General features: G+C 38.8%; 11 protein-coding genes. 7 read left to right on the top strand and 4 right to left on the bottom strand.

Annotation, left to right across the window (positions count from 1 at the left end):
* Nucleotides 1-114: 114 nt before the first annotated feature.
* On the bottom strand, nt 115-666 hold the full coding sequence (locus tag O3C63_07945) for an IS630 family transposase (GenBank protein ID MDA0772859.1): 552 nt from the start codon (nt 664-666) through the stop codon (nt 115-117).
* Complete coding sequence (locus O3C63_07940) at nt 626-1,099, bottom strand: helix-turn-helix domain-containing protein (protein ID MDA0772858.1); 474 nt, start codon at nt 1,097-1,099, stop codon at nt 626-628. Before O3C63_07940 ends, O3C63_07945 begins: the two co-directional genes overlap by 41 nt.
* Before the next feature lie 506 nt (nt 1,100-1,605).
* On the opposite strand from O3C63_07940, the gene O3C63_07935 reads away from it, so the two are divergent.
* The 5 genes from O3C63_07935 (at nt 1,606) to O3C63_07915 (ending at nt 6,834) form a co-directional block, all read left to right on the top strand.
* Nucleotides 1,606-2,520, top strand: coding sequence for a hypothetical protein (locus O3C63_07935; GenBank protein ID MDA0772857.1), 915 nt, complete (start codon nt 1,606-1,608; stop codon nt 2,518-2,520).
* A 212-nt stretch (nt 2,521-2,732) separates the two neighbouring features.
* On the top strand, nt 2,733-3,080 hold the full coding sequence (locus O3C63_07930; GenBank protein MDA0772856.1) for an addiction module toxin RelE: 348 nt from the start codon (nt 2,733-2,735) through the stop codon (nt 3,078-3,080).
* A complete protein-coding gene (locus O3C63_07925) occupies nt 3,077-3,373 on the top strand; it encodes a type II toxin-antitoxin system MqsA family antitoxin (protein ID MDA0772855.1) in 297 nt (98 codons plus the stop codon). The genes O3C63_07930 and O3C63_07925 overlap by 4 nt, the downstream gene beginning before the upstream one ends.
* A gap of 214 nt (nt 3,374-3,587) precedes the next feature.
* Nucleotides 3,588-6,479, top strand: a complete 2,892-nt coding sequence (locus O3C63_07920) for a hypothetical protein (protein ID MDA0772854.1) — start codon at nt 3,588-3,590, stop codon at nt 6,477-6,479.
* Nucleotides 6,480-6,504: 25 nt separating this feature from the next.
* A complete protein-coding gene (locus O3C63_07915; protein MDA0772853.1) occupies nt 6,505-6,834 on the top strand; it encodes a hypothetical protein in 330 nt (109 codons plus the stop codon).
* A 589-nt stretch (nt 6,835-7,423) separates the two neighbouring features.
* Here the strand turns inward: O3C63_07915 and O3C63_07910 are convergent.
* Together O3C63_07910 and O3C63_07905 are read right to left on the bottom strand one after the other, a co-directional pair.
* Nucleotides 7,424-8,107, bottom strand: a complete 684-nt coding sequence (locus tag O3C63_07910) for an HTTM domain-containing protein (protein ID MDA0772852.1) — start codon at nt 8,105-8,107, stop codon at nt 7,424-7,426.
* Nucleotides 8,094-8,546 carry a hypothetical protein gene (locus tag O3C63_07905; GenBank protein MDA0772851.1) on the bottom strand — a complete coding sequence of 151 codons (453 nt, stop codon included), beginning with the start codon at nt 8,544-8,546 and terminating at the stop codon, nt 8,094-8,096. Before O3C63_07905 ends, O3C63_07910 begins: the two co-directional genes overlap by 14 nt.
* Nucleotides 8,547-8,710: 164 nt before the next feature.
* Between O3C63_07905 and gltB the strand changes: the two genes are divergently transcribed.
* Nucleotides 8,711-13,195: a glutamate synthase large subunit gene (gene gltB, locus O3C63_07900; GenBank protein MDA0772850.1), complete on the top strand. Its 4,485-nt coding sequence runs from the start codon at nt 8,711-8,713 to the stop codon at nt 13,193-13,195.
* Nucleotides 13,196-13,328: 133 nt separating this feature from the next.
* A partial coding sequence (locus tag O3C63_07895) for a GNAT family N-acetyltransferase (GenBank protein ID MDA0772849.1) occupies nt 13,329-14,011 on the top strand: 683 nt, incomplete at its 3' end.

Here is a 14,011-nt window from a genome sequence, read left to right as displayed (position 1 = left end):
AGTGCTGTAATCAAAGCAACAGCAAGTGAAAATGAAGAAGTTAATTTAGAGAAACTACTTTCGTGGAATAAAATAACAAGTAGTGATTGGCAAAAGGTATAGTATTCCGCAAAATTAATGTACATTAAATATGAACTTATGATCCTTGAGGTTTCTAAAGATTTCTTCAACTGTCTGCCCTAATTCTTCAAAACTCTTACAGAGCCTATTTTTAAAGTAAGATTCCTTGCTAATCTTCCAAACGATTTCTTGATAGTTAAGATCTGGTGAGTATGGTGGTTGAAACAATATGTTTATGTTTTTAGGTATTGGGTATTGTTCTGATCCTTGACTTTTATGAAAGCTAGCATTGTCCATAACGAGTAATATTTCAATATCTGGATACCTAGCTGACAATTGCCATAAAAAACTATTTACTGTTCTACTATCAGCTACATCATAAATCCATTCATCATGATCACCAACCTTGGGATCAATAGCTCCTATGACTGTTAATGACCCTTGGTTGCTAGTGACGTTGACTACCTTTCTTTGCTCTCTATCGCCCCAAGTATGAGTTAGTGAAGCGGATGTCTTGAAAAAACTTTCATCCATGTACATCACTTTCAATTCAGGAAAGAAGGTTTCAACGCTTCCAAGTAGCTTTTTTAAAAACTTTCTTTGCATTTGGACAAGATTTGTAATTCTGTTTATTAGGTTTTTGCCAAGAAATTTTCATGCTGATTAAAGCCCGCCTAATAGTTTCGGTATCGCAGTTCATTCCCCATTTACCCTGAACCAATTCCACTAGTTCCCTACAAACAACTTTTTCATCCTTGCCAAGAACATAGTCTTTAAGAAATTGCTTTTGTTTAGCAGTAAATTTTGGCTTCCTGCCAGACCGTTTTTTGTTTACAATGCTATCGTATCCAGATTTATTCCATTTCTTTAACCAGCGACTGATTAATGTAGCTCGAGATACGTTACAAGTTTTTAATATCTGATCAATATCAACTTCGTTATGAATCATCGAAAGAGCTGTCAAACGCCTTAACGTTATTGGGTTCTTCTCCTTCTTAATTAATTTTGCTAAGCTACCGCCGTTATTTAAGGTATACATTTACTATTAAATGCACAATTCTTTGATTTTGGCCAGACCTAAGTTGCATTAATTTTGCGGAATACTATATCAATTACTTAGGTGGTTGGTATGTATAACTGTAATCACTCTTTTTATGAGCTCACGCGAACCAAAACCCACATCTGAAACAATTGTATTAATTATAATTGCCATTATTTTCAACCCTGTATCTCCAATTCATTTTCCAAAATCTATGTGGTTAATTCTTGATCTTGCGACAGCTGGATATTTTTCGTTTCTTTTCTTCAAACAAAAAGACTAATATGTCATAAGGTGGGAAACCATTGTAACTCCGCCTCCACCATTTTTTACACTTTAAACCTGGCTCTATTGCTAGGTTTTTTGGTTTTAGAAACTAGACCACCATTAAGTGTTTCCCACTATCTTCAGAAAATAAGCTCGAAGTTGGAAAGTGCCTAGTTACCCAAAGAAAAAGAATCAGTAAATATCTTGACAGGGCGCGCTCTGCCTGATAAGATAAAAGCATGAGAGAGATTCAATTCAGGAGTGATAGTATAACCAGTCAGCAAGAGCAGGCACGCTTGCGTGAGCTAGCTAGTCGAGGTATAGGCATTCATCATATAGGATATGAGACTGAGAGAGGTGATGACGATACAATACAGGTTTTAAGAAAAAGCCAAATCCCTAATCGAAGAGCAATAAGGGTTAGGAATAGGCTATTGAATATGGAGCCTGACCGTAGGCAGAAATACCAAAACCGATTAGCTGGTATTGAATTATACGAAGATCCAAAACATAAAAAACAAGTAAGCCAAGCCTTTAGAGCCAATGATAATGCACGAGGGATACAAGAATTAGTGACTATACCGTCTTCGGATAATACTAATTCAGTATACGCTTCTCCGGGATCAAGGATTTTAGAATTACATGACAGAAATACTTTTGAAAAGTATCAACCACCACGTTCTAACGCTGTTGCTGCTCCATTTTCTCAACAAGGAATGGAAGACGGAGTAACTATTTATCAAAATCCCAAACATGCTTCTTCTAGAAGACAAGCAAGGGTTATTGATAAAGTTAAAAGTATGGATGATCCACAAAGAAAGCAAAGATATATAGAGCGTCTTGGTAAGCTTAGGCAAAATCGAGCAATAAGTAAGCGTGATGAATTACCGTTTGATACACTTATGAATGAAGTACCAGAGATACTCTCAGAGAGACTCGTAGAATCAGCTTCAGAAGCCAGAGCAAGAGAGGCTTTTTATAACCCTGCAAATCAAGATGTGATACCAGTAGGTATGAAAAAGGTACATAGTGTCGATCAGATTCCTCCTTTGCGGAACTTTGCAAGTAGCAGTTCAATAGAGCGAATGAACCATTTGATTATGAATCCTATACACCCTTTTCATCAAAGTAAATTTGAAGAAAAAGATAGCTAGTTCCAATTATTGTTTAATTGTCTAGGACATACGGTGGGAAACCATTGTAACTCCGCCTCCACCATTTCTTACACTAAAAACCCGGCTCTATAGCTGGGTTTTTACTTTTGCTGACAAGACCACGATTTAAAAATTTTCCTTCTGTACTCAGTTAACGTATTCTTAACCATGGAGTGGTATATTATACCCATGGTATGATATACTAGTCATCAATGGCAAAAGTAGTAGTTAAAGTTACGGCAAAGTTCGTAAAAGATACAAAGAAGCTTTTAACTACTGAGGATTTGGATGAGCTGTATGACTATCTCTCCGAAAATCCAACTGCTGGACCAATAATCAGATCAACAGGAGGTGTTAGGAAGTTACGTTGGAGTCCAAAGAAGTCTAACAAAGGCAAAAGTGGAAGCCTAAGAATTCTTTATCACTACTCCAATAATATTTTAGTAATTATGCTTGGGGCTTTTTCTAAGTCTGAAATTGAAAATATCTCAGAGGCAGAGAAAAATACACTAAGAAAAATTTTACCGGAACTGGTTGAACAAATTATGGAGGATCTATGAAAAAGAAATCACTAGGAACAGAATTAATTGAGTCTATAGAAGATGCTCTCAAAAGACCTGCGACGGTCAAGACTGTGCGGTCTGGGATCGATGTCAAAAAAGTTAGACAGAAGCTGAATATGACTCAAAAAGTTTTTGCTGATACTTTTGGTTTTGGCTTGGAGACTGTAAGGAAGTGGGAGCAAGGGATTAATTCTCCAGACAGAAGCGTGATCTCTTATTTGCTTTGTATACAGAAAGCTCCTAAGGTTATTAGTAAACTGTTGTTGCCAGAACTTAAAAAACAAGGATAAATTAAAGAGTCAAGTGGATAACCTCTTCTACTCCGCCTCCACCATTTTTTATCTATTTATCTAGAAAAGTGAACTGTGGAGACGCGGCCCCATTAGTCTGGATTTTAGCCTAAGTTAATACCTATGAGACGTGTCAAGTACCCATTTTTTTAGACAATAAAGCGGCCCTTTGTTCTCAAAACTGGGTAAAAACCACTGAAATTAAGTCATATAATTGACTCGTGATAAAATCTTGTCTATCGAAAGAATGTTTATTACTACACCACGAATTTATCAAGCACCAGCCGAAGATCCTACCGATTCAAGATCTGGTTCAGCTAGTGGTCCTTTAAGTTGGTTTTTAAACAAACAACGCAAGGTTGCAGAAGATTTGGCACATACAACTAATACACTGGATACTTTTTATGGACGCTTTGTTCATGCAGCTCAAGAAAGTATTCCTGAAGGACAATTACCAAGAATAGAACAATTACAAGGATTTTTACTTCACAAACCTAGTGATAAATTAATTAGAGCTTGTGTTGACGATCTTTGCCCTAATCCTGATAGAGTTTATCCTCAAGATGAAACTTTATCTGTATATGAATCTTTAGCCAAGGCTAAAGTCGATGATCGAGGTGTGACTGTGTTTCAGACTTTATCTCGCTTAAATCAGGATCAGTTTTCTTCATTAAAATATGCCCGTGCACAATTGGTTGAGACCGTAATAGTCCCTTTATCAAGGATTCAAAATTTATCTGATCAATTATTGACCAAAGTTACTAATGATCTAAGTTTTATAATTCGTCAGCAAAGTCGAGACGAAGCAAAGCTAACAGAATGCGTAAGAGCCGCTAGTGAGATAGCTAGTATTAAACCAATACCTGCAATCAAAAGACTGTACGATGATACGCTTGCGGCAGTTTGCTTAAGTAGCTCTAATGAACAAAGATTAAATTCGCCACTTGGTCTGCAATCTTTTTTAGAAGAACTCTCTCATTTAGAGCTTGACGAAGATGTTCAAGCTGAATTAGAAGATCAAATTAACTACACTGCAGCCAACTTTGGAACACAGTCTAATTATCTCACTAGATTTTTACTGCCTCTAATTCCTTCTTTTTTGCAATTTGATATTAAGTTAGAGATATATCCACAAGAGCTTAGAGAGAACGTGGTGGCAAAATATAATGAATTAGTTCAGTTGACAAAAGAGAGAGCCTTGCCTTTACGCGAACTCAATAACCTCTTTGCGAGAGGAGCGAGAGATGACTTTGGTCAAGAAGATCTTGATACCGTGGATTCTTTGTATCGGTCAGGTTTAGGTCAATCAATGACAGGACTTGCCAAATTAATTGCTTATACTGGCGACTTTGCCGCCGAGCTAAGACGTAGTTATAAAGACTTAGTGAATAAGGCGGTTGAGACTAATCGTGAGGTAGCACAAAAATTAATATCAAATGTAGATATTTTACTACTCAACTCAGCACAACCAAATCCACGCTTATTATTACCGATGATTAATTGTTGTCATGCTCTGATCGACTCGGATAACTTTCGTAGTAGCACGGTTGAAGTCTTACTTAAGAGATTTTTAAAATCAGCACATGCTTCTTACGTCCCTTCAAATCTAATACAAGCTAAATATCTTAGTGCAATAAGAGCAATGGGTTCTGATGCACAAAAACTTGGTCACCAATTGGGGCTAATTACTTCTCATGATATTTTAATGCACAATATCTCTAACACAGGACAGGTACCACATTGGGATTACTTTAGTTCAATTTTTCATAATGGTGATCTGCCATTTCGAAGTGGCACTCCAGAACATACGAAAGCGACTAAAGAAAGCCAAAGTATTTTAAGGGCGAGCTTTAATGGTCATTATGGTTTTGGAGCTTTAGCAAATGATGCTAAGGGCTGGAAAAATTCTATTCTGGCAAGATTTGGTAGAGATATCTCTTGCCATGAAGTACAAGCTCCACGCTGTAAGGACGGTAATGCCTTTCCAGGAAAGGGTTATGTTATTACTGGACTTAATGATGACTTCTTGCGGATTCCAGATCTAGAAAGGAAGCTAGATGGAGATCAAGCCTATCAAGATTTTTTAAATCATTATCCATTTTTAGCTTCAGTTGCTGATGATATAGATTCTACTCAGTTTGCATTTTTGCGAGGAATGATAGTTGTCACTAACATAAAAAATAAGTATGAATTACCAGATAAAAAAGGTAATATGATCCCGTACGCCTTAGTTATTTATAATGACCACTTTCATAACAACGGATATGATATTGCTTACTTAGTGCCTTCACGAATACTTTTAGAGAAAATCAAGCCAAGTCTTTTTTCTGTTTATGATACTGAAACACCTCCTCAAATACCAACAGACATTAATGCAATTCCTTTAGATATAGAGAGCCTAAGAGAGGAAGCTCATGCAATAAAGGCAAGCATTGTTAATTTAGGTTGGTCATCTAATATAGCTGGCTTATGCAATGCTTGGGAACCGAATCATAAGCCCTATCATGGCTGGGAAGCTAGCATGAATAATACTTGGCGCGACTTAGATGGACATAAACATAAATGGTTTAGATTAGAAATTCGTGGGCGTAATTGGGATGATACTACGGAGCGCTCGATGAAGCCTTTTCAGAACCAGCATAAACAAGTCTACGGCGTTGCAAAATCATTATTTGATAATCTGAATTCATTTAAGTTATTTTTGTCAGCATACAAACATGGTTATTTGGGTAATTTTGATACGCAAAACATGGCTACTGCCGCAGGCACAACTCGAACCTTCTCTCAGTCTGATGATTTTGAAGCGAGTTCTGACAACGACATGATGTTTGATCAAGCATATGCTTTAAGAGAAGCTGCTTTGCAAAGAGGCGCTAATGTTTTTCCAAAACTCGTGGTCTATGATACTTACAAGTGGTCCTCTGAGCCAATTCAAGGTTTTGAACTTGATCTTGCAACTATGCAATTAACAATTGACGGAAAAACATATCAACTACATTCTGATAAACCAAGAGCCTCTGATAGAGCACTGTGGAGACAAGCTTTTAATCAATTTGCAGGGCTAGAATATGATTTTAGATTCTACGAAGAGGGTTTAAATCAGTAACAGATTGTGCTATTATATTGATATTATGAGTAGTGAAATAAGTACTAGCATGGACATCATTCAGAGAACTAAACAAAGACCGGATGTAGATTTAAGACAAGTAAAAAGTAATAAATCAAATCCAGATTCAATAACGAATCAAGGAAGAATTCCTTCTCGATTAATTTCAATGCCTGTGAATAGTCCAGCACCAGAAGCACCACCTGTACCAACAAAGACACCAGCGCCAGCTCAGCCAAAGCCTGAAACACCACCAGCAAGAACTATTCCAGCTCCGACAAGAAGAGAAAGCGATCCTGATACTAGCCCAGGTGCTGTTCCATGTCCACCTAGTGAATGTCCTCATCCAAGGTAGATTTTAAGATTTGGTTGATTACAAGATGCTGTGATAACGGGGCCGCATCTTGATAACGGGGCCGCATCTCATAGGTGTTAACTAGGTTATTAGTAAACTGTTGTTGCCAGAACTTAAAAAACAAGGATAAATTAAAGAGTCAAGTGGATAACCTCTTCTACTCCGCCTCCATCATTCTATCGAGATGCCAGCCCAAGATTTTACTGCGCCACCGAGAACGATTATTGCGGGCGGGGGCCGGGACAATGTGTGTGATATCAACGAAGCGGAGCCTTTAGAGTGGCTCCATGCGGCATCGCATAGCTAAGATTAAACACTGTGGAGGCGAGTTGAGCTGCCCCACGAGGGGTCATGCTTTGGCATTGATGACACGGTCTTGCTACAAGCATCGTTGAAATCTCCGTAGTAGCTGGGACTAACGTTTGATCAATATTTATTTCCTAACTTCGATGAATTGATGCAGCATACTAAATTTGAATAATTTAGTTTAGTCTGTCTAAGGTAATGGTAGCTAGTTGAGGTGGACCCACTCCAGTAAACTAGACAGAGTTGTTACAATAAGGAGGCAATATGGCGTATGATCCCCTTGTTAATTGGCCAACTGTGTTTGTAACCAGAGCAGAGAGGGATAGGCAGCAAGCCAAGCCCAAACAAATCTATTAAGTCCAAACAGATACGCATTCGCTAAATGAAAAACCATTGCAGCTAATAATCCTATAATCAATAGATCTTGGTTCAATAAGGTCAAAGGAAATAGCAGCTCAAACAGGATACTAATCCAAGATGCCAAGAATAAGATTTTAGGATGATCAGCCCATGATCTCAAGGCTTCGCTAGCAGGGTAGGCAGAAAAGTGAAAGAGATCTTGCAAAGCTTGCCCGCTCCACCACTCTCTATTAACAATTTTGCAAAAGCCTGCAATGAAATATGACAGGATGAGTTGCAAGGCTAGATATCCAAAAATATATCCTTGTAACTGTGATGATGGCATAAGATGAATTAAGCCAAGGCAGGACAATATAAGCAAGCTCATGCGATCGCTACCACCATTGTAAGGACCATCAAAGTGTTTGAGGATTATTATTGAGTGAATCAATAGTAGTATCGAAATCCATGATGTCCATAAACCAGCCAAGAGTAAAATACTTAGAATTATTCTAGGGATGAATAGTTTTCGCTCGTCTTGCGTAGCACGCAAGTGCTCAAGACTTTGTTGGAGCAAAGCAAGAGCCAAAAATATTTCTGTTAAACGAATTGCTTCAACTAGGCTCATGATTAGGTTCCTCGAGCTTTTGTATCTCTGAAATATAAAGTATGTCTTCTTGCAATTCACTGCCCTGCCTGCTTACAAAAACTAATCGGAATTGCAAATACGGAGTCTTGCTCAAGTCAACTTGTCTTTGTTCTAGATCAGATTTGATGCGTTGTATTATTTCTTGGCTAGCTTGCTCAGTTGGATTTGTTATTAATCGTTCAGCACAAGTAGTAATAAAGAGAGATTCATTCCAGCGTGGATTATAAAAGATGCTTTTGAGGATACTTGTTATTGATAACTGTTTGGGTCTAAGACAAAATTCTTGCCACTGGCAAGATTGCTCTTCTACTGTCGCCATTAAACTAAATTCAATGCGCGGAGATGGTGCGATCTTATTAAAAAATTGCCAAGAAGGTATAAATACTGGTATGAGTAATTTTAAAGTTGTTAACACCATACTAATTTTAGTAGAGTTTCGGTAATTAGAGTGTCTCCAGTTGAAACCGATAGTGAAAATGCTAATATTGATTAGACATCCTGCAAAACGAAGTTTTGCTAGTGATGTTGACACAAAAAAGTACGGAACCATGCAGAGCATGTGTTCCGCTAATGGAGATAATAATGACTTACGCAGGAAGTCTATTGAAAATGCCCTCTCTTTACCACCCTGAATTTGAAAGAGACAACTGTGGTTTTGGTTTAATTGCCAATATCGATGATAAACCATCGCATAATTTACTTGAAACTGCCATCACTTCACTAGCTAGGCTAACTCACCGCGGAGCTGTTGCACCAGATGGCATCACTGGGGACGGTTGCGGAATTTTGGTAAAAATGCCCAAAGGGTTTTTCAAAGAAATTGCTTTAGAAAATAATATTGAGTTGCCAGAGAAGTATGCTGTAATTTCAGTATTCGTCAATCGTGATCAAGCAATTGCCTCAAGTGCCCTTTCTTGGCTACGCAAAGAGCTGAGGACAGTTGGACTTGAAGTATTGTGGGAGAGATTAGTACCAGTTGATGAGAGTTATTGTGGTAAAGAAGCATTGGAATCCATTCCTTGTTTTATGCAAGTCTTCGTTAAGCCCAATGAAGCTAACTTACAAATAGACGAAAAAGAGTTTGATCGCAAACTATATATAGCAAGAAGAAAAACAAGAATTGGTTTAGGTGAGAGGCAACCCGATTTCTATATCGCCAGTTGTTCTTGTAAAACCCTCTCATATAAAGGCTTATTAATGCCTCACAATTTGAACAAGTTCTTTTTGGATTTGGCAGATCCACGTTTTAAGACATCACTTTGTCTGTATCACCAGAGATTTTCTACTAATACTTTTCCGATGTGGAAGCTCGCTCAGCCTTTTAGGTACCTAGCGCACAATGGTGAAATCAATACGATTAAAGGCAATCGTAATTGGTCTTATTCAAGGGAGTCCAAGTATCAAACTCCTTTGATACCCAATTTTCATGAGTTGCTACCTTTGGTTTGCAAAACTGGCTCTGACTCACTAAGCCTTGACAATATGCTTGAGGGGCTCTTGATGATTGGTATGGATATCATCAAAGCAATTACTATTTTGATTCCACCAGCTTGGCAAAATGATGAGTTGATGGAACCGGATTTGAGATCTTTCTATGAGTTTTATGCTTCATTTATGGACCCATGGGATGGACCAGCTGCCTTGGTACTCACTGATGGTGATTATGCGGTTTGTGCGCTTGACAAGAATGGTTTGAGACCGGCTCGTTATGTGATTACTAAAGATAGAACTATTACAGTGGCTTCTGAGATTGGGGTCTATGACTATAATGATGCTGATGTTATAGAGAAAGGTCGCATCAAGCCTGGTTCAATACTAGCAATTGACTTTAAACAAGGCACAATTTTGAGACAAGCAGAAATCAATAAGCATCTTACTAAAAATAATGAATATAAAACCTGGGTCTCTAGTTTTTCTAAGCAATATAGACCTGACTTTATTGAAGAGATACCCGGCTGCGATCCGATATTTGAGCATGAGCTTAAGATCTATGAAAAACAATTTCAATTAACCAAAGAAGAAAGAACCCAAATCCTCAAACCACTTGCCCAGGACGGAGCAGAGGCGACTAGCTCAATGGGAGACGATACTCCACTTGCGGTGCTTTCAGAGAAAGTACGTCCGCTTTATGAATATTTTAGGCAGCAATTTGCTCAGGTAACTAATCCGGCGATTGATCCAATTCGTGAAAAACGGGTGATGTCACTTTCTACTTGTCTTGGCAAGGAAGCCAATCCCTTTGTTGATAGTTCTGAAAATGCTTACAAGATTGAAGTTCGTTCTCCGGTGATTTCAAGATCTACTTTTAAATTATTGTTACAACCCGATGATCCGCATTTTAGCTACGAAACCATTGACATCACCTATCATGAATCAAGTAATCTGAAAGATGCAATTGTCAAGATTTGCGACAAGGCTGAGACCGCTGTCAGAAACGGCAAGGTTATGCTCTTTATCACAGATAGACGTATCAAGCGCAATCGCGTTCCTATTCATGCTTTGCTTGCTGTTGGTGCTATTAACGCAAGACTTTTCAAAGAAGGCTTACGCAGTGATGCTAACTTATGTGTTGAAACAGGGACAGTAAGAGATGCTCATCATTGTGCTGCCCTTGTTGGTTTTGGTGCTACCGTCATCTATCCTTACCTTGCTTATCAAGAGCTTTATTTTATGGCTCAACGAAATGAGATCAAGACCGATGACACTGTTGCCTTAATGGAAACTTACCGTGATGGGCTCAATAAGGGCTTAATGAAAATTCTTTCTAAGATGGGAATTTCAACTATCAATAGTTATAGAGGAGCGCAGCTTTTTGAGGCGATAGGGATTCATGAAGAAGTTATTGATCTTTGTTTTCCTGGCACTATCAGCCGCATTCAGGGAGCCGGTTTTGATGATTTAGAAAAAGATGCTCGGTCACTTAGTCAAGCTGCTTGGGACCCTACTAAAGATATGGAGAATGGTGGACTCATTAAATTCAGACCGAAGACTGAATATCATATTTTTAATCCTGATGTGATTAATGCTTTGCGCTTAGCAGCAAGCTCTAATGACTATGAAAAATACAAAGAATTTACTAGCCTACTTGCTCAAAAACCAATCACTGCTCTTCGAGATCTATTCAAATTAAAATACTCAGCTAAGCCAATCCCTCTTGATTTAGTTGAACCAGTAGAAGCAATCACCAAGCGCTTCTCATCTGCAGCGATGTCACTTGGAGCAATTTCACCTGAAGCTCATGAGGCTATTGCTATTGCTATGAATCGCCTTGGAGGTAAATCCAATTCTGGAGAGGGTGGTGAGGACTCGGCTCGATTCAATACTGAGAAAAATTCTCGTATTAAACAAGTAGCTTCTGGGCGCTTTGGTGTCACACCTGAATATCTAGTTAACGCTGATGAGTTGCAGATCAAGATCTCTCAAGGAGCCAAGCCCGGCGAGGGCGGTCAGTTACCTGGTTTCAAGGTAAATGAAATGATTGCCAAGCTGCGCTATACCAAACCTGGCACCACGTTGATTTCGCCACCACCACACCATGATATTTATTCAATTGAAGATTTGGCACAATTGATTTTTGATCTGAAACAAATAAATCCTGATGCACTTGTTTCAGTCAAGCTAGTTGCCGGGGCTGGTGTCGGGACGGTTGCAACGGGTGTTGCAAAGACTTATGCTGATTCTATTACGATTGCCGGACATGATGGCGGTACTGGGGCAAGCCCAGTTTCTTCAATTCGTTATGCTGGTATACCTTGGGAGCTTGGTTTAGCTGAAACTAATTTGGTTCTTAGAAAGAATAATCTAAGAGATAAAGTACGCTTGCAAGTAGATGGTGGTTTTAAAGTAGGCTTGGATGTAGTCAAGGCAGCTATCCTAGGTGCTGAGCTTTATGGATTTGGTACAGCAGTTTTGGTTTCTTTAGGCTGTCGTTTTTTGAGGATTTGCCACTTGAACACTTGCCCTACTGGGATTGCAACTCAAGATCCGAGTCTCAGAGAGAAGTATTATAAAGGAGCACCTGATCACGCCGAGGCTTACCTTCGATTTGTGGCAATGGAAGTTAGAGAGATACTAGCAGCGCTTGGAGTCAAGTCTATTGAGGAGATTATTGGTAAAACTGAGTTTCTTGAACTTCTTCCTGGAATAACAGAGAAACAAAAAAATCTCTCTCTTGGAATATTTACCCAAGTAGTTGATGACTTGATAGATAAACCTCGTTACTGCATGCAGGATAAAAATGATCCTTTTGACAAAGCAATACTTGCAAATAGAATGCTTTGTGACGCCAAGGAAGCGATTGAGAATGAAACTTCTTTAGAACTAGAATATTCAATACAAAATACAGATCGTTCTATTGCTGCATTGATCTCAGGTGAGATTGCAAGAAGATATGGTAATCAGGGACTCACTAAGTCTGAGATCAGTTTTAGGTTCAATGGTTCAGCTGGACAGAGTTTTGGCGTTTGGAATCTTAACGGGCTTAATTTGTATCTTGAAGGAGATGCCAATGATTACGTTGGCAAAGGTATGGCTGGTGGCAAGATAGTGATCCACCCACCGAAGGGGCATTGTTATGCTTCGCAAGATACTCCAATTGCAGGCAATGGTTGTCTTTATGGCGCTACCGGCGGCAAGCTCTATTTGAGCGGGCAAGCAGGAGAGAGGTTTGCTATTAGAAATTCTGGTGCGATTGCAATTCTAGAAGGAGTTGGTGATCATTGCTGTGAGTATATGACTGGTGGCTTAGTTGTAGTACTTGGTGAAACAGGAATCAATTTTGCTGCTGGAATGACCGGCGGCATTGCACTTGTCTATGACATTGATGGCAAGTTTGACAAGAGAATAAATTATGATGGTATTGAGATTGCGAATCTTGTTAGTGAGCATGGAGATTTTTTACGAGTTGCACTTGAAGACTTCGTTCAAGAGACTGGTAGCGGTTGGGCTCAGTCTATTTTGGATGATTTTGAAAATAAATTGGAACAATTTGTCATGGTGAAGCCAATTGGTGATTGCGATTTTCAGAGAATTGCAGGGGTGTATCTTGCTGCTAAGCAAGTACATTAAGGACACGCTAAAAACGAAGTTTTGAGCGTGTCCTTAAATACGCCATTTGTTGTTAGAATACTCATATGACAATTAGTCCTCAATCTAAGCCTAAAATCATAATTTGAAATTCAGTTGAACTGATATACCTGACTTGATCCGTATTTGCAAATTGGTTTATCCTGATGTGCAAGCTTATACTGCTGTGATGTTGCTTGCACAGATTAATAATTTTGGACAAGGGCAGTTCCTTGCTGAATACGAGGGACGCGTAATAGGTTTCTGTTCTACTTTTATTATTGATGAAAAAGAGATTCTTAAAAAGCATAGCTGGAAAGAAATAACTGGCAATGGTTATGCTTCTAGGCATAATCCCAAGGGAGATGTGCTTTATGGCATGGAGGTTTGTGTTGATCCAGAGTTTAGAGGGCAACGTATCGGTCAAAGACTCTACAGTGAGAGACAAAGATTATGCGAAAAACTGAAGCTCAAGGGTATTGTCTTTGGTGCAAGAATGGCTGACCTTGGCAAGAAGATCAAAAAGTTTAAGACTCCTGAGAACTATCTTCAATCGGTAGTAGAAAAAAAGACAAGAGACTCAACTATCTCTTTTCAAATCCGCAATGGTTTTGAAATATTGGGGATCATTGATAATTATTTGCCAAGAGATAATGACTCACATGGTTATGCAGTACATATGATTTGGCATAATCCTAAGTATCAAGCTGAATTGGTGACAGGTCAATCTGTTTCAATACCCAAAAAAGTTGTGCGAGTTGCTACTGTGCAATATCAACAACGAAAAGTCGAATCATTTGAGCATCTCGATACATATGT

This window comes from Cyanobacteriota bacterium (assembly GCA_027618255.1).
Classification (GTDB): Bacteria; Cyanobacteriota; Vampirovibrionia; order LMEP-6097; family LMEP-6097; genus JABHOV01.
Note: the sequence above shows the minus strand (reverse complement) of the source record. Positions and strands in the feature narration are given on the sequence as shown.

What these genes read in the sequence shown, in the direction of transcription:
- O3C63_07945 (MDA0772859.1), bottom strand. Translation starts at nt 666, where the DNA reads ATGCAAAGAAAGTTTTTAAAAAAGCTACTTGGAAGCGTTGAAACCTTC.
- gltB (MDA0772850.1), top strand. Translation starts at nt 8,711, where the DNA reads ATGACTTACGCAGGAAGTCTATTGAAAATGCCCTCTCTTTACCACCCT.
- O3C63_07940 (MDA0772858.1), bottom strand. Translation starts at nt 1,099, where the DNA reads ATGTATACCTTAAATAACGGCGGTAGCTTAGCAAAATTAATTAAGAAG.
- O3C63_07910 (MDA0772852.1), bottom strand. Translation starts at nt 8,107, where the DNA reads ATGAGCCTAGTTGAAGCAATTCGTTTAACAGAAATATTTTTGGCTCTT.
- O3C63_07905 (MDA0772851.1), bottom strand. Translation starts at nt 8,546, where the DNA reads ATGGTGTTAACAACTTTAAAATTACTCATACCAGTATTTATACCTTCT.
- O3C63_07915 (MDA0772853.1), top strand. Translation starts at nt 6,505, where the DNA reads ATGAGTAGTGAAATAAGTACTAGCATGGACATCATTCAGAGAACTAAA.
- O3C63_07930 (MDA0772856.1), top strand. Translation starts at nt 2,733, where the DNA reads ATGGCAAAAGTAGTAGTTAAAGTTACGGCAAAGTTCGTAAAAGATACA.
- O3C63_07935 (MDA0772857.1), top strand. Translation starts at nt 1,606, where the DNA reads ATGAGAGAGATTCAATTCAGGAGTGATAGTATAACCAGTCAGCAAGAG.
- O3C63_07925 (MDA0772855.1), top strand. Translation starts at nt 3,077, where the DNA reads ATGAAAAAGAAATCACTAGGAACAGAATTAATTGAGTCTATAGAAGAT.